20 protein-coding genes and 1 pseudogene are annotated in these 19,882 nt (G+C 55.5%); 5 read left to right on the top strand and 16 right to left on the bottom strand.

Annotated features, from left to right (window positions below):
• Nucleotides 1–103: 103 nt before the first annotated feature.
• Complete coding sequence (locus tag IM313_RS10550) at nt 104–1,141, bottom strand: aldo/keto reductase (protein WP_192971073.1); 1,038 nt, start codon at nt 1,139–1,141, stop codon at nt 104–106.
• Nucleotides 1,142–1,523: 382 nt separating this feature from the next.
• Here IM313_RS10550 and IM313_RS10545 point away from each other — a divergent pair, with 382 nt between their 5' ends.
• Nucleotides 1,524–1,967 carry a PACE efflux transporter gene (locus IM313_RS10545; protein ID WP_063438008.1) on the top strand — a complete coding sequence of 148 codons (444 nt, stop codon included), beginning with the start codon at nt 1,524–1,526 and terminating at the stop codon, nt 1,965–1,967.
• 99 nt (nt 1,968–2,066) lie between these two features.
• The gene (locus IM313_RS10540) at nt 2,067–2,438 is read left to right on the top strand and encodes a VOC family protein (protein ID WP_028013164.1); all 372 of its coding nucleotides are present in this window, start codon (nt 2,067–2,069) and stop codon (nt 2,436–2,438) included.
• A 57-nt stretch (nt 2,439–2,495) separates the two neighbouring features.
• Here IM313_RS10540 and IM313_RS10535 read toward each other — a convergent pair whose 3' ends face one another.
• Nucleotides 2,496–3,251 (bottom strand): DeoR/GlpR family DNA-binding transcription regulator, encoded by a 756-nt coding sequence (locus tag IM313_RS10535; RefSeq protein WP_192971072.1) that lies wholly within the window; start codon nt 3,249–3,251, stop codon nt 2,496–2,498.
• Nucleotides 3,252–3,337: 86 nt separating this feature from the next.
• Between IM313_RS10535 and IM313_RS10530 the strand changes: the two genes are divergently transcribed.
• Nucleotides 3,338–3,922: an NUDIX domain-containing protein gene (locus IM313_RS10530; protein WP_063154080.1), complete on the top strand. Its 585-nt coding sequence runs from the start codon at nt 3,338–3,340 to the stop codon at nt 3,920–3,922.
• Nucleotides 3,923–4,005: 83 nt separating this feature from the next.
• Nucleotides 4,006–4,764: pseudogene (gene tam, locus IM313_RS10525) on the top strand (trans-aconitate 2-methyltransferase).
• Between the two features lie 6 nt (nt 4,765–4,770).
• On the opposite strand, the gene IM313_RS10520 reads toward tam, so the two are convergent.
• The 6 genes from IM313_RS10520 to IM313_RS10495 form a co-directional block, all read right to left on the bottom strand.
• On the bottom strand, nt 4,771–5,961 hold the full coding sequence (locus tag IM313_RS10520) for a cytochrome c biogenesis protein/redoxin (RefSeq protein WP_193034327.1): 1,191 nt from the start codon (nt 5,959–5,961) through the stop codon (nt 4,771–4,773).
• Between the two features lie 136 nt (nt 5,962–6,097).
• On the bottom strand, nt 6,098–7,396 hold the full coding sequence (locus IM313_RS10515; RefSeq protein WP_192971070.1) for an ATP-binding protein: 1,299 nt from the start codon (nt 7,394–7,396) through the stop codon (nt 6,098–6,100).
• The gene (locus tag IM313_RS10510) at nt 7,393–8,133 is read right to left on the bottom strand and encodes a response regulator (RefSeq protein WP_059357547.1); all 741 of its coding nucleotides are present in this window, start codon (nt 8,131–8,133) and stop codon (nt 7,393–7,395) included. Before IM313_RS10510 ends, IM313_RS10515 begins: the two co-directional genes overlap by 4 nt.
• 44 nt (nt 8,134–8,177) lie before the next feature.
• Nucleotides 8,178–9,173, bottom strand: coding sequence for an alpha/beta fold hydrolase (locus tag IM313_RS10505; protein WP_028013157.1), 996 nt, complete (start codon nt 9,171–9,173; stop codon nt 8,178–8,180).
• A gap of 145 nt (nt 9,174–9,318) precedes the next feature.
• On the bottom strand, nt 9,319–9,759 hold the full coding sequence (locus IM313_RS10500) for a GNAT family N-acetyltransferase (RefSeq protein WP_028013156.1): 441 nt from the start codon (nt 9,757–9,759) through the stop codon (nt 9,319–9,321).
• A 12-nt stretch (nt 9,760–9,771) separates the two neighbouring features.
• Complete coding sequence (locus IM313_RS10495) at nt 9,772–10,242, bottom strand: GNAT family N-acetyltransferase (RefSeq protein WP_028013155.1); 471 nt, start codon at nt 10,240–10,242, stop codon at nt 9,772–9,774.
• A gap of 144 nt (nt 10,243–10,386) precedes the next feature.
• On the opposite strand from IM313_RS10495, the gene IM313_RS10490 reads away from it, so the two are divergent.
• A complete protein-coding gene (locus IM313_RS10490) occupies nt 10,387–10,935 on the top strand; it encodes a GNAT family N-acetyltransferase (RefSeq protein WP_192971069.1) in 549 nt (182 codons plus the stop codon).
• On the opposite strand, the gene IM313_RS10485 is transcribed toward IM313_RS10490, so the two are convergent.
• The 8 genes from IM313_RS10485 to sad form a co-directional block, all read right to left on the bottom strand.
• Nucleotides 10,923–11,837, bottom strand: coding sequence for a bestrophin family protein (locus tag IM313_RS10485; RefSeq protein ID WP_045260518.1), 915 nt, complete (start codon nt 11,835–11,837; stop codon nt 10,923–10,925). The genes IM313_RS10490 and IM313_RS10485 overlap by 13 nt on opposite strands.
• A gap of 200 nt (nt 11,838–12,037) precedes the next feature.
• Nucleotides 12,038–13,489, bottom strand: a complete 1,452-nt coding sequence (locus tag IM313_RS10480) for a tagaturonate reductase (RefSeq protein ID WP_192971068.1) — start codon at nt 13,487–13,489, stop codon at nt 12,038–12,040.
• A gap of 116 nt (nt 13,490–13,605) precedes the next feature.
• A complete protein-coding gene (locus IM313_RS10475) occupies nt 13,606–14,133 on the bottom strand; it encodes a GNAT family N-acetyltransferase (protein WP_192971067.1) in 528 nt (175 codons plus the stop codon).
• Between the two features lie 83 nt (nt 14,134–14,216).
• Nucleotides 14,217–15,182: a sensor domain-containing diguanylate cyclase gene (locus IM313_RS10470; protein WP_028013150.1), complete on the bottom strand. Its 966-nt coding sequence runs from the start codon at nt 15,180–15,182 to the stop codon at nt 14,217–14,219.
• Between the two features lie 170 nt (nt 15,183–15,352).
• Nucleotides 15,353–15,715, bottom strand: a complete 363-nt coding sequence (locus IM313_RS10465) for a DUF4186 domain-containing protein (RefSeq protein WP_192971066.1) — start codon at nt 15,713–15,715, stop codon at nt 15,353–15,355.
• Nucleotides 15,715–16,641 carry a glutaminase B gene (gene glsB, locus IM313_RS10460; RefSeq protein ID WP_028013148.1) on the bottom strand — a complete coding sequence of 309 codons (927 nt, stop codon included), beginning with the start codon at nt 16,639–16,641 and terminating at the stop codon, nt 15,715–15,717. Before glsB ends, IM313_RS10465 begins: the two co-directional genes overlap by 1 nt.
• Nucleotides 16,642–16,703: 62 nt before the next feature.
• Nucleotides 16,704–18,293 (bottom strand): methyl-accepting chemotaxis protein, encoded by a 1,590-nt coding sequence (locus tag IM313_RS10455; protein ID WP_192971065.1) that lies wholly within the window; start codon nt 18,291–18,293, stop codon nt 16,704–16,706.
• 107 nt (nt 18,294–18,400) lie between these two features.
• On the bottom strand, nt 18,401–19,789 hold the full coding sequence (sad, locus tag IM313_RS10450) for a succinate-semialdehyde dehydrogenase (RefSeq protein ID WP_192971064.1): 1,389 nt from the start codon (nt 19,787–19,789) through the stop codon (nt 18,401–18,403).
• Nucleotides 19,790–19,882 lie beyond the last annotated feature (93 nt).

The raw sequence follows: 19,882 nt of genomic DNA, 5'->3' as shown, positions 1-19,882 counted from the left end.
ACTGTAGGTAAAGTCTCCCGGTTTGGCGATCCGACCCTGACATCACGAGTTGTTCATTGTCACCAACAGCGGGCCCGAACCAACGCCGGGCCAGGGTAGGGCATTAACAGTCCTGTATTGCTGAAGGCGGCGTGAGTGAAGGTGGCGTATCCGGAAGCGGGGGAATGATCCCGTCGACGGGGTGCGGCAGATAGCGTGCCTCGAGTTCCATGATTTCGGCATCGCTAAGTGAAAAGTCCAGCGCGCTAATAGCCGTGGAAAGATGTTCTGGTTTCGTCGCGCCGATGATCGGTGCTGTGATGACCGTTTTTGATAGCAACCAGGCAATTGCAACATGGGCTCTTGGCACATGGTGCTTTTCAGCAATGCTGGCAACAACATCAATAACGGGCTTATCCAGAAGGGCTGCGTTCTCATACATTTTTAACGCAAAGGCATCGTTTTGCGTTCGTCGGGACGTGACACTCCAGTCGCGCGTGAGCCTGCCTCGTGCCATCGGACTCCAGGGGATCACACCAACGCCCTGGTCTTCACACAGGGGCAGCATCTCGCGCTCTTCTTCCCGGTAAAGCAGGTTGTATTGCGGTTGCATCGTAATAAATCGGGTCCAGCCGTTACGCTCTGCCGTATGCTGCATTTTTGCAAAGCGCCAGGCTTCCATAGATGATGCGCCGATGTAACGTACTTTTCCTGATTTAACGAGGTCATGCAGAGCCTCCATGGTCTCTTCAACAGGCGTGGAGTGGTCAAAGCGGTGAATCTGAAAGAGATCCACGTAATCCATGCCTAAGCGCATCAGGCTATCGTCAATAGAATGAAAAATGGCCTTGCGGGAAAGAAACCCGGTATTGGGTGAGTTGCGCCACGGAAAGAAGGTCTTTGTCGCCACAACGATCTCATCGCGTCTGGCCATTTCTCTCAGCGCTTTTCCAGTGATCTCTTCAGAACTTCCGCCCGAGTAGATATTCGCGGTATCAAAAAAATTAATGCCCGCTTCAAGCGCCTGACGAATGAGCGGACGTGACGCCTTTTCATCCAGGGACCAGGGTTGAGGCAAGCGTTCAGGTTCACCATAGCTCATACAACCGAGACAAAGACGGGAGACTTTCAAACCGCTACGACCCAGATTCACATACTCCATTCTGTGTTCCTTCTTTTATTGCCAGCAATTCTGTATGTGACAGGGTATTGCACTGACATGAAGGGAACCAGCATGCGCCATCGAATGGTGTTGTGAGTTTTTTTCACAGATAGGCGTAATCGTCAGTGGGTTTTACATACAAACTGCGTGGCCAACGGTGAATCCTCAAGACTGAGGAGGGATACCTCCCGAGGCACAGCAACATTCTTATTTAACATAATATACATTATGCGCACCAACGTAATGCCAGTCAAAATCTGCCTTTCTACGGTCGTGATTGCCCCTGGTCATTGATAGCTTGTGAAATCCCAACTTCTACGTTTATCCAATGTTAAAAGACGTTTGATATACTCCTGGCTTTGACCACCGCTGCTGTAGACTTATGGAAATCGAACTCAATAAAAGCTTCAAAGAAAGGATTTTCCACGCTGTCATTTTTGAAGTGACGGCCAACGTTATCATCGCTCTGTCTCTTGCGTGGCTGATGAACGTTTCGGTACTCCAGTCGGGTTCGTTGTCGGTGATATCTGCACTTACCGCAACGGTCTGGAATTTTGTCTTCAATAAGTTCTTTGACTCCCTTCAGAAAAAACATCAGTTTCAACGAACGTTTCTCGTTCGCGCCATCCATGCAGTTGGGTTTGAAACGGGCCTTATCATCTCCTTAATCCCTGTGGCCATGTTCATGCTGAATTTAACGATCGCGGAGGCATTTTTTGTTGAGATTGGCCTTGTACTGTTTTTCCTGCCATACACGATGCTTTTTAACTGGCTCTATGATTATCTGCGTTGGACATTCGTAGGGAGTAAACGGTCTGCTGTGTAGCGAGTATTGATATCGGTCACATTCGCAACCCCTTGATCGTGTTGGACTCCACTCTCTTTCTATACTTCTCATTTCACCATCACTTTTGAGGAGTCCATAATGTTTGATCATGTAAAATTCGGCGTCAGCGATTATGAGAAAAGTAAAACCTTCTTCCTCATGTCGCTTCAACCGCTCGGTGTCGAACTCGTCGATGAAGGCTCTCCTGACTATGGCGTCGAAATGAGTTCCGGCGATGTTTCTCTTTGCCTTTTTCAGTCGAATGATAAACCCGCTCCGCTTCATCTGGCCTTTGTGGCCACGACACGCCAGCAGGTTGATGACTTTTACCATGCCGCGCTGCGCGCAGGCGGACGCGACAATGGCGCACCGGGATTACGCTCCTACGGTAAAAATTACTATGCCGCATTTGTCATTGCGCCTGATGGTCATAATATCGAAGCGGTATGCCATGCCCCCGAAGAAAGATAACTTAATTTCACTCGCTTGCGAGTACCCGCGCCAGCCAGTTTTCTGGCTGGCTCACGCTCAGGCCAATACGACCGATACCCCTTTTTCCGATACCGCATTGACCCAGTCGCGGTCGGTATCGCCTTCGACGACAATCGTATTCGCCAGCGCCACATCGCCAATAACAAATGATGACGCCGTATTTATTTTTTCCGGCGACGCCAGGACAACCGTCTCGGCGGCTCTGCCGGAAAATGCACGTTTGATGCACGCCTCTTCGAAATCTCCGGTCGTCAGCCCTGCTTCCGGATGGATACCGGTCACGCCCATAAAGAACAGATCCGCATGAATGTTTTCGATACCTTCGATGGCCGCCGCGCCGACGGCGACAATCGAGTGTTTATACAAACGGCCGCCGATGAGAATCACCTCGATGGAAGGATGATTAACAAGCCCCAGGGCAATGCTCGGACTGTGCGTCACCACGGTAATACGCAGGTCTTGCGGTAAAAAAGCGAGCAATTCTGAAGTGGTCGTTCCACCGTCAACGATCACCACCTGGCCCGAAGAAATAAGCTGCGCCCCCTTCTGCGCCACCTTTCTTTTGGCATCCATTTTAACGGACTGTCGTTCCGCGAAAGGCACAGTAGCGGAAGACGACGGCAGCGCGCCGCCGTGAACCCGCTGTAAACGCCCTTCTGCCGCCAGCTCGCGCAAATCGCGTCGGATGGTGTCTTCAGAGACGTCGAAGAGAACGCTAAGCGCTTTTGACTGGACTTGACCTTCGGCACCGAGCTTTTCAAGGATCAACTGTTTTCGCTGACTGCTGAGCATGATGTATTCCTGACGTTGCATGTTTAATCTTGAAAATGCACGATAGTGCTGGTATTGATAGTTACTCTACGTAAGGAGGACGAAACGTGCAATCAAAACGTGCAGATGTGCGCATCATTGACAGTGAAACCCTGTCAGATAACTGGTACTTACTTAAAAAATATACCTTTGACCTACAAAGACGCGATGGCGAATGGCAGCGGCAAACGCGTGAAGTTTATGACCGGGGGAACGGCGCTACGATCCTGCTCTACAACCGTGACCAAAAAACGGTGATTCTGACCCGCCAGTTCCGCTTCCCGGTCTTTATTAATGGCCATGAGGACAATCTGATTGAGGCGGCGGCCGGCCTGCTTGATAACATGGATCCGGAAAGCCGCATTAGAGCAGAGGCGGAAGAAGAGACCGGGTTTAACGTGTCGAGCGTGCAGAAAATCTTTGAAGCCTACATGAGCCCAGGCTCCGTCACGGAGAAACTCTATTTCTATATTGCCGAGTATCAGCCGAAGGACAAAACCAGCGCAGGCGGCGGTATCAAAGCGGAGGGAGAAGATATCGACGTGCTGGAAATGCCCTTTGAAGAGGCATTGCGGGGAATTGATACGGGCAAAATCGTCGACGGAAAAACCATCATGCTGCTCTACCATATTGCACTGAAAGGCATTCTGTAACCTGCCGCTCGCCCGACGCCTGTCCCGGTGCAGGTGTCGGCCTGTGCTATCCTTGCTGAAACACGCAAAACGGAGATCTGAAGATGGCCGACTGGAACCCCTCGCTTTATCTGCAATACGGCGCTGAACGAACGCGCCCTGCCGCCGAGCTGCTTGCCTGAATTCCCCTGAGTGACGTTGCCACCATTGCCGATTTGGGCTGCGGACCGGGAAACAGCACCGCGCTGTTGCAGCATCGCTGGCCAAAAGCGCAGATTGTCGGCGTCGATAACTCACCGGCTATGCTGGAAGAGGCGCGCAAGGCACTGCCCGACTGTCAGTTCGTTGAGGCCGATATCCGCCAGTTCAGGCCTGGCCAGCCGTTGAACCTCATCTATGCGAACGCATCCCTACAATGGATACCTGACCATTACGATCTCCTGCCGCACTTGGCGTCACTGCTCGCGCTCAATGGCGTGCTGGCGATCCAGATGCCGGACAACTGGCTTGAGCCCACGCATGTGGCGATGCGTGAAGTGGCTCTGGAGCAAGGCTACCCGGACCGTGGGCGCGAGCCGCTGCCTGGCGTGCATGCCTATTATGATATCCTGTCGGAGGCCGGCTGCGATGTGGATATCTGGCGGACAACCTATTTCCATAAAATGAGTTCGCACCAGGCCATTATTGACTGGGTCAGCGCGACCGGTTTGCGCCCGTGGCTCCAGGAACTGAACGAGAGCGAGCAGCAACGTTTCCTGAAACGCTACCATGAACTGCTGGAAGAGCAGTATCCGCTCCAGGAAAACGGGCAGATACTGCTGGCTTTTCCTCGACTGTTTATGGTTGCCCAGCGTCAGCCCTGAACGGCGCTATGAACGGGCCTCTTTGAGCAGCTGCTGGATAATCTTTTCCTGCTGCTCATAATTCCCTTCGCCAAACGAGGTATAGCGTAGCTGACCTTTAGCATCGAAATAGTAGTGCGCGGGCCAGTACTGGTTGCCAAAAGCGTTCCAGATCTGATAGTTGATGTCCGTCACAACCCGGTACGGCAGTTGCCATTTATTTACCGCGTTTTTCACCGAGGCGATCGGTTTCTCCCAGGGGTATTCAGGCGTGTGTACCCCTATGACGACCAGGCCCTGAGACTGGTATTTTGTTGCCCAGTCGCGCACGTGCGGAAGCGTATGCTGGCAGTTAATGCAGTCCCAGGTCCAGAAATCGATCAGAACCACCCTCCCGCGCAACGATTCAGACGTGACAGGGTCACCATTTACCCACCCTGTTCCACCGCTTAATGAAGGCAGCTGGCTGCTGGGCTCGGTCATGACGACCGGTTGAAGCTTCGCCGGTTGCGCGGCGGGCTTTGCCAGATTCAGCAGCGCGGTTTCAAGACGATCCGCGACGCCGTTTGCGCCTTGCAGAACAGACGTCATCCCCGTTGCGTTAAAGACAACGGCCGCTAACATCACCACGCCTGCCCCCTTACGTAACTTTTCCATCAGCGCCGACCTTGCTCTCAGCGGCGCCATCAGCGTGCGGCCTCCGAAAACGAGCAGGCCCAGCATCAGCGCGCAGCCGCTACCATAGGCGGCCAGCAAGGCTCCTGTGGCAATGGCCGAGTGTCCGGCAATATTGATGCTGAAAATGGCGCCCAGAATCGGTCCCGCGCAGGGAGACCAGAGCAGCCCGACGGCAAGCCCGGCCAGAAAAGCCGATGCCATACCACGCGTTTGCCCGCTTCGGGTGTTGAGGACATTTCCCGCGCTGACTGCCGGCCCGGCGATACGCTGGGCAAAGGCCGGAAAAATTAAGGCCAGCGCGGCCGTGGCCAGGACGATAAGCGCGATCCAGCGCCCGACGATAGTTGCCTCTGCTATCCACTCGCTGGCGACGGTGACGACCATCGCCACCAGGGTGAACATGACGATCATCCCCGCGAGCAGCGCCAGAATATGTCGCCGCTGCCCCTGAAAACCGGCGAACAGGAGAGGAATTACCGGGAGCGTACATGGACTGAGCAAGCTTATCATCCCGCCCAAGAAAGCAATTATCAGAAACATAGACACCTCACAATACAAGTCCTGCGACGCTGCAGTGAGGCTATTTCATCGTGCGGATGTGTTCAGGATATGTGTAAAAGCGTGGGTTTTTGTCTGGCTCTGTATCGGCCACGCGGGGAGATACAGAACCGTACAATTAAAGGCGCGGGAGAGTAATCGAAACGTCCAGCCCGCCCTCTGCGCGGTTCTCCAGCTTTAGCTTTCCGTCCAGCTGAGCGGTGAGCTGCGCTGCGATCGCCAGGCCGAGTCCTGTCCCGCCGGTGTCGCGGTTGCGTGATGTTTCTACCCGATAAAACGGCTGTAATACCGCCTCCAGCTCGGCATCCGGTATCCCAGGCCCGCCGTCCATGATGTGAATCACCACCTCTCCGGCGGCCGAGTCATCAATGCTAATGGTGGCGTAGTCGCCAAATTTCAGGGCGTTATCCAGCAGGTTGGTCATCACCCGGCGCAGCGCCTGTGGACGCGTGACGATGGGCAAACGGTTTTCGCCTGCCTGAAACTGCACGTTTTTACCGATGTCCTGATAATCGCAGGCGATGCTGTTTATCCAGGCGTTCAGCTCCAGCTTCAGCGAGGTCTCTTCCAGTGATTCTGATGACCGGGCATACGCAATACCCTCCCGCACCAGACGCGACATGTTATCAAGGTCGTTTAAGAGCTTGTCGCGCAGGTCAGGCTGATCCGCCATTTCAACACGAAGCTTCATGCGGGTAATGGGCGTCTGGAGATCGTGCGATATGGATGCCAGGATCTGCGCCCGCTCCCTGAGATAGGACTGAATGCGCGCCTGCATCGCGTTGAAGGCATGTGCTGCCCGCTGCACCTCGACCGGCCCCTTTTCCGTCATTGGCGTGTTGGCGGCCGGGTCCAGGGAGTCTACCGCGCGGGTAAACTGTGAAAAAGGCCGTATCACCTGGCGTACGGCGATCCAGGAGCAGGCAGCCAGCACGAGCAACTGCAGAATAAGAACAACGGGCAGCCAGCTGGCGACCGGCGGCATCCGAGGGATCAGGTCAATGGTCAGCGGCGCGCCATCATGTAGCGTGAGATGCGCCTGGATATGTGAAATGGCGCCGGGAACGGCGGTGAAGCTGAGCGGGTACTGTTCCGCAAGCGTCGCTTTTAAGGTTCGGATGGCGTCCCGGGAACGCTTATCCGTCGGCGCGTTGCCAGGAGCTCCCGGCCCCAGAATATAGCGATAGTTACCCCGTTCAAGGCGCGGCAACCAGGCCGCGCGCTCGCTGGCGGGTAAGCGGTCTAAAATAGCCACGCTGGTCGCAACATCGTATTCCAGATTACCGAGCATCACCGTTCGGGCGCTGTGCATTCGCTCTATCATGACCAGCGTCAGGCTCAGGGCATTGGCGAGCAACAGGCCGGGCAGCACGACGATCAGCAAGCGGGCCAGCAGCGAGCGTGGCCAGAGCGTCATTCGTTAGCCTCTTTGATGGTGACCGGCATGGTAAACACATAGCCCTCGCTGCGCACGGTTTTAATATACGCGGGCGTACGGGCATCTTCATTCAGACGCTGGCGAACCCGGCTAACCAGCAGGTCGATTGAGCGTTCAAAAAGCTCGGCGTCACGCCCCTGCGTCAGGTTGAGCAGCTGATCGCGGGTCAGCACCCTCTGCGGGTGGTCAAGGAAAACGCGCAGCAGGCGATACTCCGCCCCGCTGAGCGCCACAATCACCCCTTCCGGGTCGATCAGGTGGCGGGCAACGGTATCGAGCTGCCATTCGCCGAACGTCACCAGCCGCCCTGCTTCCGTCACCTGTAAATTGGGCGGCATCGTGCGAAAACGGCGTAAAATCGCTTTGATACGCGCCAGCAATTCTCGCGCGACGAAAGGCTTTACGACGTAATCGTCGGCTCCCATCTCCAGACCCAGGATCCTGTCCGTCTCCTCGTTGCGCGCCGTCAGCATCAGGATGGGCAGATCTTTATATTTCCCGACGCGTAATTGCCGGCACAGCGTAAGCCCGTCGTCGCCGGGCATCATAACGTCCAGCACCACCAGGTCGATATGCTGCTTCTCCAGCACGACGCGCATCTCTTTGCCGTTTGCCGCGCCAGAGGCGCGATAACCGGACTTAACGAGATAGTCGATAATCAGTTCACGAATATCCCTGTCGTCATCGACGACAAGGATATGATCAATATGCTCCACCGAAATCTCCAGACCGAAGGGTAACGTACTGAAAATAGCACATTTCAGAGTTTGTCAGCGTCAACAACTGCCTTGACGAAATCCTGCGGATCTTCCTGAGGCGGATTGTGCCCCACGGTTGCGCCGAAGGTACGGTGTTCATACTTACCGGTGAATTTACCCGCGTAGGCCTGCGGTGCCGGATGCGGCGCCCCGTTGTTTCCACCTTCGATGGTGATCGTCGGAACGGTGATATTCGGCAGCGTGGCCAGTTTTTGCTCGTAGGCGTCGTATTTGCGCTCGCCTTTTTCCAGCCCTAAGCGCCAGCGATAGTTGCTGAGCGTTACCGCAACGTGATCCGGATTATCAAGGGATTTGGCGCTGGCGTTAAAGACAGCGTCGCTAAATTTCCAGTCAGGTGAGGCCTGAGACCAGATCAAACGAGCGAAGTCATGCGTGTTTTTGGCATAGCCTTCAGCGCCGCGCTCGGTGGCGAAATAGAACTGATACCACCACTGCTGCTCCGCTTTTGGCGGCAACGGCTGTTTACCAATCTGCTGGCTGCTGATGAGATAACCGCTTACCGAAACGAGCGACTTAACGCGCTCTGGCCACAGCGCCGCAACGATATCGGCCGTACGGGCACCCCAGTCATAGCCTGCAAACACCGCCTGCTTGATATTCAGGGCGTCCATCAGGTTCACGATATCTTTCGCCATCGCGGAAGGCTGGCCGTTGCGCAGCGTTTTTGCCGACAGGAAGCGCGTAGTACCGTAGCCGCGCAGAGAAGGCACAATCACGCGGTAGCCTTTTGCCGCCAGCGCAGGCGCGACTTCAGCGTAGCTGTGAATATCGTAGGGCCAGCCGTGTAACAGAATGACCGGTTGGCCGTCTTTAGGACCAATGTCGACATACCCGACGTTAAGATCGCCGGCGTTAATTTGCTGTGGACGATCGAAAGCCGCCGCTAAGTTAGTGCCGGTGACTTCGGCCTGACATGACATGACGGTGCCAAGGGAAACGGTGAGAGCAAGCGTTGAATAAGCGAGTTTGCTGAACATGTTGGTATCTCCGGTTGAGTACAATTCACGGGGATATAACAACAGTTCAATGTATAGCGGATATGTGCGGAAACGCGTTTATTGCAAGCCTGTGTATGTATCTGGAACACGGATACAGTGTGATACAAACACAGGCATTTTTGCCTTAAAGGGAGAGACGATAGCGGACGTAATCGTCAGCGTCACCGTATCGATCGTAGAGTTTACGTGCCGGATTGTTCTCCCGGGTAACCCAGTAGAGCTTTGACCACCCTTCGCGCTTGCCTTCCGCTATCAAGGCATCAATCAACGCCTTACCCGCTCCCGCGCCGCGCTCGGCTGCATCAACAAACAGATCTTCCAGGTAGCAGATGGGCGCGGTTGACCAGGTTCCTTCGTGCAGAACACACATTGCGAAACCGATGACCTTTGCGTCTTTCTCTACCACCCGACAGAACATCGGTGAATGCGCTGAGAGCGCCCTTTCCCATGTCGATGCGGTAACGGACTCCTCGAGGTAGCAATCATAAAAATGGGTATAGCCATCCCACAGCGGTCGCCACTGGGGATAGTCGTCTTCGCGTAGAGGTCTTACCGTGACAGCCATGCGTTCCTCACATTACAAGTCGATTGCCATTTCAAAACAGCGTAAATCAGCCCCCGCCATACGCGAGTGATGATAGTTTTCGCGCAACGTCACAAACCCCAGCTTCTGATAAAAGGAGTGGGCGTTAGGCGTTGCATCCAGCCTCAGGCGGGTTATCCCCCGGCTGCGCGCCTCGTGTGTAAGCGCCTCGATAATTCGGGTCGCCATGCCTTTTCCGGTGGCTGAAGGCAAGGTGAATATGGCCTCCAGGTAATGGGTATCGAGATCCAGATAGCCGGTAGCCGCAATGACGCCCTTCTCGTCTTCCACCACGTAAAAAGGGTAATCAATGACCATTTGACGGTAATGCTCGGGCATAAGATCCGGCGTCCAGCGTGCAATCACGTCAGCGTCGTAGCTGGTTTTGCAGCCGTGACGAATCGCCTGATTGCGTATATTCCAGAGTATTTCGGCTTCCTGTGGATGAGCAGTTCGTAACGTCATATCACCTCTTCGATATTTCGCCATGAAAGAGACGTTGCCCAGTTTTGGTAGTGAATAACCACAGCACGCCTCACCAGAATGTGATAGAGATGAAAATACCAGAACGCAAACAAAAACATAACGCTTAAATAAGGAGATCCGCAGATGACAATACCGACCCTCACGACAGAACGTCTCCTGCTGAAACCGCTGGTCGCCGAAGATGCGGTTCAGATTCAAAAGCTGTATCCGCGCTGGGAGATCGTTCGCTATTTGGTCTCTTCCGTGCCCTGGCCCTACCCGGATAATGGCGCGGAAAACTATGTGAATAACGTCGCGCTGCCGGATATGGCAAAAGGGATAGCCTGGATCTGGAGCATCCGCCGTCGTGAGGTGGCGGATACGTTGATGGGGATTATCTGTCTGTACGATGTTGACGATAATAACCGCGGATTCTGGCTGGCGCCGGAGTTTCAGGGACAGGGATATATGCGTGAGGCCAGCATTGCCGCGACGGATTACTGGTTTAATACGCTCAACAAACCCGTTTTGCGGGCGCCGAAGGCCGCCGCGAACAGCCGCTCCCGTCGTATTTCAGACAGCAGCGGCATGCGGCTCATCAGAACGGAAAAGAAAGCCTACGTCAGCGGGATATTGGACTCCGAACTGTGGGAGATCACCCGCGACGAGTGGAACGCCCATCAGGTCAGCTGATAGTATTTATCCGGCATCAGCCTTTCCGGAATGTTCTCTTCATCGTTCATCTGCAGCAGATCGCGTTCCATCATGTTGCAGATGGCGTCCAGCGGAAGGTCGTTATCTTCTGTGCCAAACGGGTCTTCCAGCTCTTCCGCCAGGGTGTCCAGCGAGATAAAGGTGTATGAGATCAGCGCCGAGACAAACGGCGTCATGTAGTGCAGATCCACAACCAGCGCGAACGGCAGCATGATGCAGAACAGATACACCGTGCGGTGCAAAATCAGCGTATAGGCAAACGGCACTGGCGTTGTCGCAATCCGTTCACAGCCGGAAAGGACGATGGACATATCGTTGAGGCGGTTGTTCAGGCTGTGGAACAGGATGTCCGAAAGCTGCCCGTTACGCCGCCGCACGGCCAGCCACTCCCCCATGACCAGCAAAATACGGTTCGCCGGCGAGTTGGCGCCCATTACCTGAGCTAAAACGTCAGGGGCAAGATAGCGAGAGAGCTGGTCAGCGTTCATTTCCCGGCGCAGGGTCATGCGCAGGCAGTTGGCAAAGGCGATCTGCAGGCGGACAAATTCCCCCAGGTGCTTATCGTCCGGCAAGGTGTTTTTTACCTCGCGAAACAGCGAGCGTGCCGCTATCATCAGTTGCCCCCACAGCTGGCGAGCCTCAACGTAGCGTGAATAGCAGGCGTTGTTTCTGAAACCAAGAAAGATTGCGATCGCCACGCCGAGAATGCTAAATGGCGCCACGGTAAATTTGATGCCCAGCGAGGTATACCACGGCAGCATCAGGATAACGGCGATAGAAAGCAGGAAGTTGAGCAGCAGTCGGGTATAGATTTTGGGGAGTACCGAACCGTGCCAGACAAAAATCAGTTGTAGCCAGTGCTGTTTAGGACGAACAATCATAGTGAGTTTCAGGCAAGAAAAGAGCGTGGCTATTAAACGTGATCCCCATCACGGTTGCAAGCATGTTAACGGAACATTGCATTCTCTCACCTGAAGAATGAAAACCGCACGGTGCTGCATTTGATTTTAAAAACAGGGTAAATAGTATGTTGTAACTAAAATAATGCCTGTTTATACCCGGCCGAAGCCGGGTCACGTAATTAGCAAAGCGGCTTCACCGCTGCGTGCATGCCCTTCAGCAGAATGGCATCAAGATCCCGCGTCACCTGATCAACCAGACCGTCCACCTTCGTCAGGTCCTGCTCCCAGTGCGCTTCTACGCTCAGCACGGCGTGCACCAGTTCGCGGGTAGCGAGCTGATTATCGCGATGCTGCGCCCATAGCTGTTGATAACGTTCCAGCCAGAACGCATCATCCTGCACCGGATAGTTCTCTCCGTTACGCTCCGCGCGATAAAATGCGATCAGTGCCGCTAACGCAAACGTCAGACGCGCTGGCAGTTGACCTGAAGCCTTCTGCCCTGCCAGCAGCTGCGGAAGAATACGCGTGCGATACTTGGTCATGCCGTTGAGCGCGATGGAAAGCAGCTGGTGTCTGATGTAGGGATTTCGAAAACGCCCTGTTACCGCGCTGGCGAACGACTCCAGTTCGTCGCGGGGCAAATCGAGAACCGGAATAATCTCCTCATAAATTGCTTTTTCGACGAAAGCGCACACGTCTTCATCATTCATCGCCTCGCCAACCGTATCCAGCCCGGCCTGATAAGCCACCGGTACCAGCGCCGTGTGCGCACCGTTAAGAATGGCGACTTTACGCTCTTTATAGGGCTTGATGTCGTCGACAATCAGCACATTTAACGGGTACTTATCCAGGCGCAGCTCACCAGCCAGCGAGGCTGGCCCCTGAATTACAAACAGATAAAAGTGTTCAGCCGTGTCCAGGAACCCATCCTGATAACCCAGCCCGGCCTCAAGCGTGTCCACTTCATCGCGCGGGTAACCGGTCACGATACGGTCAACCAGCGTTGAGCAGAAGTGGTTTGCCTCGTTCAGCCACTGGATAAATGCGGCAGGCAGCGCCCACTCCTGGGCATAGCGCAACACAAGTTCACGCAATGCGTCACCGTTGTAGTCAATCAGTTCACACGGAATGATTACCCACCCCTTGTCAGGCGCGCCGTTAAAGTGGCTAAAGCGCTCAAACAGCAGGCGCGTTAGCTTCGCCGGGTAGCTGACGGCAGGCGCATCGTCGAACTTATCACCCGCGTGATAGCTGATTCCGGCTTCGGTGGTGTTCGAGAAAACAAAGCGCATATCCGGACTGTGTGCCAGTTTCAGAAAGGCGTCGTAATCGTCGTAGACGCTGATTTCACGGTTAACAGAGCGGATAAGTCGGGCTTCGCTCACCTCTTCGCCCTGCTCATTCAGGCCACGAATGATGGTGGTGTACAACCCATCCTGCGTGTTCAGCGACGGCGGGAAGTCGCTCTGAATAGGACGAACGATAACCACACCGGCGTTGAGATCGGTATGTTCATTCAAAAGGTCAATTTGCCAGTCGACAAACGCACGCAGGAAATTGCCTTCGCCAAACTGAATAATGCGTTCGGGATACTGCGCACCGGGAAAATCACGACGGTTGAGCGTGTTCACAAGAGGGTTCCTTTTATGATTAGTCATACAGCCTGATAAGATTGGTACGATAACTTATCAAAACTTTACGACCAGAAACCCTGTTTCGATCAATCCCCGGCGTGGTTGTGAAAAAATTATAAGAATTTATAGAACACCGACGTGGCCGTCATAGCGCCGTCCGGCATCAGGGCATAGCGCGGGATCTCACCGACCTTTTGCCAGCCGGCACGCTGGTAGAAGGTTTCGGCGCCGCTGCCGGTGGAGGTATCGAGCACCAGAACCGAAATGTTTCTGGCCCGGGCCTCAGCTTCCAGCGCTTCCATCAGCGCCATTGCGGCCCCTTTTCGACGCGCTTTTTCATGAACCAGCAGCTTTGCCACGTCCGCACGGTGCGGCTGGTTTTCCGGCTGGTCGGTAATCAGTTGCACCGTGCCAATGACGCCCTCCTGCGGATCAATACTGGCCAGCACCACGCGCTCGTTGCGCCCTACGCTGTCAGCTATGCCGAGCCAGAATGAACGTGCCTTCTCCAGGTTAAAGGGCAGCATAAAGCTGACGGATGCGCCGCCGTTTACGCAATTTTCGAGGATCCCGGCCAGCGCATCAAGATAGGTGAGAATGTCGTCGTGGGTGAGGTTTTTGATTTGCAGTGAGGTATTCATTTTTTTGTCCTTAGGATGAATACCCTCACTTTGCATTTAACATTTCATTAACGCAAACGGAACGGTCATACGCTTTTGTTATGTCATCTGGCCCGCTGCCGCTGCTGCTTCATGGCATACATTTTTTCATCGGCATCTTTGAGCCACTGCTGCAGGTCGTTGCCGTTATGATCGAATTCGCTCAGCCCCCAGGAGAACAGAAGCGACCACGGATGTAGCTTGCGTGCATTGTAGTTTTCGACCTGCTCGGCGAGATACTGCATGGCAATCCACGCGCCCTTCTCATCCGTATCAGCAAACAGCACGGCAAACTCATCGCCACCAAAACGAACCAGCATATCCGCTTCGCGGAAAGAGGCGCGCATCAGCTGCGCCATGGTCTTTAATGCCTTATCCCCCTCTTCATGCCCGTAGCGATCGTTAATCTCCTTGAAACGATCCAGATCCAGCCAGCCGAGCGTTAACGGCTCCGCCCGGCGTCGGGCGATGGAGAGCGTGAACCGCACGAGCTGGTTAAAGCCCCGTCGGTTGAATAATCCGGTCAATTCATCCGTGGTCGCCGCGCTGATTGCCGCAAACTCATCTTCAGCCAGCGCGCCCAAATCCCCCAGCACGGCGAGATCGGTCGCTGAGAACTCCCGCGGTGCGTAGTCAATCAGGCAAAGCGAGCCAACGCTTGCGCCGTTGCGTAAACGCAGCGGAAAGCCTGCGTAAAACCGCACGCGAGGTTCGCCGGCCACCAGCGGGTTATCCGCAAAACGATCGTCCTGAAGCATATCCCCGACGATCAGCGGTGCTTCGGTGAGGATGGTATGGCCACAAAAAGAGATGTTGCGCGGAACGGAATCGGGGGCCTGCCCATCCGCCGACTTAACGATCAGCGTATGCTCATCAATAAGGTTGACCATGGCCAGCGGTACCTGGAAAAAGCGTTTTGCCAGACGCGTTAAGCGGTCAAACGCCGGGGAACTGTCAATCTCAAGCAGACCCGATTCGCGCAGCGCGTTAAGTCTGTCAATTTCATTTTCAGGTGTTGCAGGTGCTTTCATAATGTCTCCTGACGTAAAGCGTTACTCAAAGCGTAGCTTAAACCGAGACATTGTCAGCGTTCGACGTCCTGTTAAGCCGCTATCCATTTCACGTCAATGCGTTATGACGATTTGCTCGTCCGCCAGCCGGGTACGAGGCTGCAGGCGGTAAGCGCAGAACGCATTAAATATCATTTTTGGGCGTTCATCTGTATCACCAGCCAGCGGTGGATCACGCTGACGATATAATGTTGCTGCTGCGCGCTCAGCTGCACGCCCTGGGGAATGTTATGCCATTTTGCCAGACAGCCCCGGCAGCAGGTCGCGGTGGCATGCTGGGCGATAAACACCGGGTGGCCACGCATGGGCGTCTGCTTGCCGTCGTTTACGGGTTGCGCGGGTGCAAGGCGTTTAGCGACAAAATCGGCGGCATGCTGGTCAATGGTTTCGGGGCCTTTGTCCCAGCAGTACTGTCGTTCCTTATTGCCTAAGCGGAAGCGCGAGCGAAACGTCGATCGCGCCAGGCGGGAAAAGAGGGGATCCAGGTCAGACATCAGTATACAGAACGTCCCAGGCGCTGGGTCAGCTTCTCCAGAACCGCCACGCCGGCAAGTGAATTTCCCGTTTCATCCAGCTCCGGGCTCCAGACGGCAATCGCCATTTCATGCGGCACAATCGCCACCACCCCGCCGCCAACGCCCGATTTGGCCGGAAGGCCAACCCGCCAGGCAAACTCTCCGGCGTTCTGATACATGCCGCTGGTAGCCATCAGGGCGTTAACCTGACGCGCCTGAAGCGGGGAAACCACCTCCTGATCGAGATGCGGTGCGTGCCCCTGGTGCGCAAGGAACAGAAACGTCTGGGCCAGCTCAACGCAGTTCATCTTCAGGGCGCAGTAATGGAAGTAGTTTTGCAGCACGGTCGCCACGTCATTGTGGAAATTGCCGAAGGATTTCATCAGCCAGGCGATAGCCGCGTTGCGGGCCGAGTGTTCAAACTCCGAGCGCGCCACCACTGAATCATAGGCAATGTCGTCCACGCCAGAAAGCTGACGAACAATCTCAAGCATTCGCTGACGCGGTGCGCTGAGGCGGCTTTGCAGCATATCGCAGACCACCAGCGCCCCGGCGTTGATAAAGGGGTTACGCGGTTTACCCTGCTCGATTTCGAGCTGAAGCAGTGAGTTAAAGGGCTGGCCGGACGGATCTTTTCCCACGCGCTGCCAGATCTCTTCTTCCTCATACTGGCGCATCGCCGCGACCAGACTCAGCACTTTAGAAATAGACTGAATTGAAAAGCGTTCAGTGGCATCGCCTGCCTGATATCGCTGTCCGTCTATGGTACAGATAGCGATGCCCAGCTTATTCCCGCTCACCGAGGCAAGGGCCGGAATGTAGTCGGCCACCTTCCCCTTTCCCAATAACGGACGAACCTGCGCCAGAATCTCGTCCAGCATCTCATTATGGATGACCGCAGCCACTCTTTGCTCCTTGCCCTCAGGCTAAAACGGGCTGCGAGTATAACAGAGGCTAATGTATTGCGTCAGGCGCTAAGACGAAAACGCGAAACGGCCTGCAATAAAAGATCGGACTGCTTTTGCAGGCGTTCAGAGGCCTCCGAGGCGTCAGAAACCAGCAGATCCGTCTGGCGCGAGACCTGATTCAGCGCCTGAAGCTGGCGCGTCATCTGGTGAATACTTTCTCCCTGACTGAGCGTGGCGGTCGAGATTTCATTCAGCAAACTGCTTAAATTGCCCACCAGACCGGTGACCTGCTGCAGGTTCTCTTCCATCAGCTTCACGGCGCGGGAGCCGTCTTCAATGCCCTGCACGGAGCGGTTGATCAACTCCTGAATGGTCTGCGTCGAGTGGCTGCTCTTTCGCGCCAGGAGCCCGACTTCCCGGGCGACGACGGCAAACCCGCGCCCCTGGTTTCCGGCATGGGCGGCCTCAATGGCGGCGTTGAGCGCCAGAATGTTAGTCTGAAACGCCACGCTGTCGATCATCGCCACGATCCCGCGCATCTCTGACGATCGCTCGACGATCGCCTGCATGGAGGCATTCACGGTCGACATCATCTGGTCGCCTCCTACGGCAGCCTGACGCGCTTCATCCGCGCGCGAGCTGGCGAGGCGGGCATAGCCGGTATTCCCTTCCACGTGGGTTTCCAGCGCCGCGATATGCGCTATGACCTCCTCCAGCTCCTTTGCCTGACGCGCCGACTGCTGGTACAGCTTCTGGTTTCCCTCCGCGAGGGAGCCAATGTTCTCCACCATCGTGGCTGTGGCGTGGCTGACCTGCGTCACCAGCTGCTGCAAGCCGCGCTGCATGGTGGCAACGCTGTCGCTAAGCTGCCCCGTCTCCCGGTTAAAGCGCATCACGTTTGGCGGCGTGCCGGAGAGATCTCCAGCGGCCAGCCGGTTAATATGTGCAATAAGCCGACGCAACGGCGTAATCACCCACCTGGACATGCCGAACCAGACGGCTGCGGCGATGGCGAGTAGCAGAACCGGCGCCAGCAGGAACAACGTTTGCAGACCGGAGAGCTGCGCCATTAAAGCCTGACGCCCCTGCAGGGCCTGCTTCTCGCTGGCCTGCTGATAGCGCGCGTAGTTGTCGTTAAAGTCGGTCTGAAACGCCTGTGCCGGCACGGCAAAAAAGGCATCAATCGAGTTGGTTCTGACAAGCGCTTCCGATTGCTCCTTAATGGCATCGTAGAAAAGCTGGTAGCTGTTAATCAGCGCCTCATCTTTTGGCGGGCTGAGCGCCAGCCAGGCCTTCCATGCCTGCTGAGAAACCGCCAGCGACTTTTGTGCGTCGTCCATCAGGCTGTGCCAGCTTCCTTCCGAGCCGGTTTCTTTATCCTGCATAAACCAGACGCCGGAGCGGTTGAGCAGATCGCTCGCCGCCAGCAGAGAGACGCGCGCCAGATCCAGCTTGCTCTGCTGCTGATACGCCAGCAGGTTTTGTCGTTCATTGCGCTGAGCTTCCTTCAGGGAGGCGTTCAGCAGAAAGGATGAGGAGAGCTGCAGCGCGGAGAAAAGGCCAATAATACAAAAGATGCCCGTCAGCAGGCCAAACTGGCGAGGGATAAGACGCTGCGCAATACGGCGAAAAATTTGCGTTAGGTTCATAATTTTCTTCAGTAACAAGACGTTAGACGCGTGCGAGTCTACGAAACGAAAATGACAGAACCATTGCAGATAAATGACAACGGCCCTCGTGATGAGGGCCGAATAAATTACACGCGATCCTTCCACACCGTCTGCACATTACAGAATTCGTGCAAACCAAAATGGGAAAGTTCGCGGCCAAAGCCACTTTTCTTCACGCCACCAAAGGCCACGCGCGCGTCGCTGGCGCTGTATCCGTTGATAAACACCCCACCGCACTCCAGCTCGCGAGAGAATTTATCCGCAAGCGCTGCGTCGGCGGTGAAGACCGTGGCAGACAGGCCAAAGTCGCTGTCATTGGCAAGCGTCAGGGCGTGCGCCGCGTCTTTCGCAACCGTAATGGCCGCGACCGGACCAAACAGCTCCTGGCGGAAGGCCGTCATCGATGGGGTGACGTTCGCCAGCACGGTTGGCGCGTAATAATTCCCCTCACCGCTGATTTTCTCTCCCCCCAGAAGCAGCGTTGCCCCTTCTGCCAGGCTCGCCTGCACCTGCTGATGCAGTTCATCGCGCAGATCATAGCGCGCCATCGGGCCAAGGTAGTTCTCTTCTTCATCCGGCGCGCCCATCTTTAACGCGGCGACGGCGTCAACGAAGCGTCGGGTAAAGGTGTCTGCAATACCCTCTTCCACAATGAACCGTTTGGCCGCCGCGCACACCTGCCCGGTATTCTGGTAGCGCCCTGCTACCGCCGCCTTCACGGCAAGATCCAGGTCGGCATCGTTGAGAACGATGAACGGGTCAGAACCCCCCAGCTCAAGAACGCATTTTTTCAGCGCCGCCCCCGCCTGCGCGCCAATGGCTGCCCCGGCGCGCACGCTGCCGGTGACGGTTACCGCCGCAATGCGACGATCGTTAATCGCCTGGCTTACGCCGTCATTGGTGGCGTTCACCCAGCCGAATACCCCTTCAGGGAAGCCGGCGTCCGCAAAAATCTGCGCGATAAGTTCCGCCGAGCCGAGCACGTTGGGCGCGTGTTTGAGCAGATAGCTGTTACCTGCCAGCAGGATCGGCACCGCGCCGCGCAGCACCTGCCAAAGCGGGAAGTTCCACGGCATCACCGCCAGAATTGGCCCCAGCGGACGATACTCGATGACCGCGTTGTTATTCTCGACCTGCGTGGGTTCAGCATTCAGCATCGCCGGGCCATGTTCGGCATACCAGTCGCAAAGGCCCGCTGATTTCGCCACTTCCGCCCGCGCCTGCTGAATGGGTTTTCCCATCTCGCGGGACATCATCCGGGCCATCTCTTCCGCGCGACCGCGCAGCGCGGTGCCGAGATCGCGCAGCTTCTGCGCCCGGTGGGCTACGCTTTCGCACCGCCAGTGACGAAAGCCCGCATCAGCCAGCGCGATGGCACGTTCAACCTCTTCCTGCGTCGCCCACTGATACGAGGCGAGCGTTTCGCCCGTTGCAGGGTTAACGGACAGAGCATGTGTAGCAGATGAATATTTCATGATGTTCTCCACGCATTTCGGTTGATTAAGTGTGGCTCACTCTGCTATTTCTTAAAAATGAATAATACTGACCACCTTATTCACGAAACGAGA

Origin of the sequence: Enterobacter cloacae complex sp. P2B (genome assembly GCF_014895985.1) — a bacterium.
GTDB lineage: Bacteria > Pseudomonadota > Gammaproteobacteria > Enterobacterales > Enterobacteriaceae > Enterobacter > Enterobacter bugandensis.
This window is presented reverse-complemented; position numbering and strand designations above follow the sequence as displayed.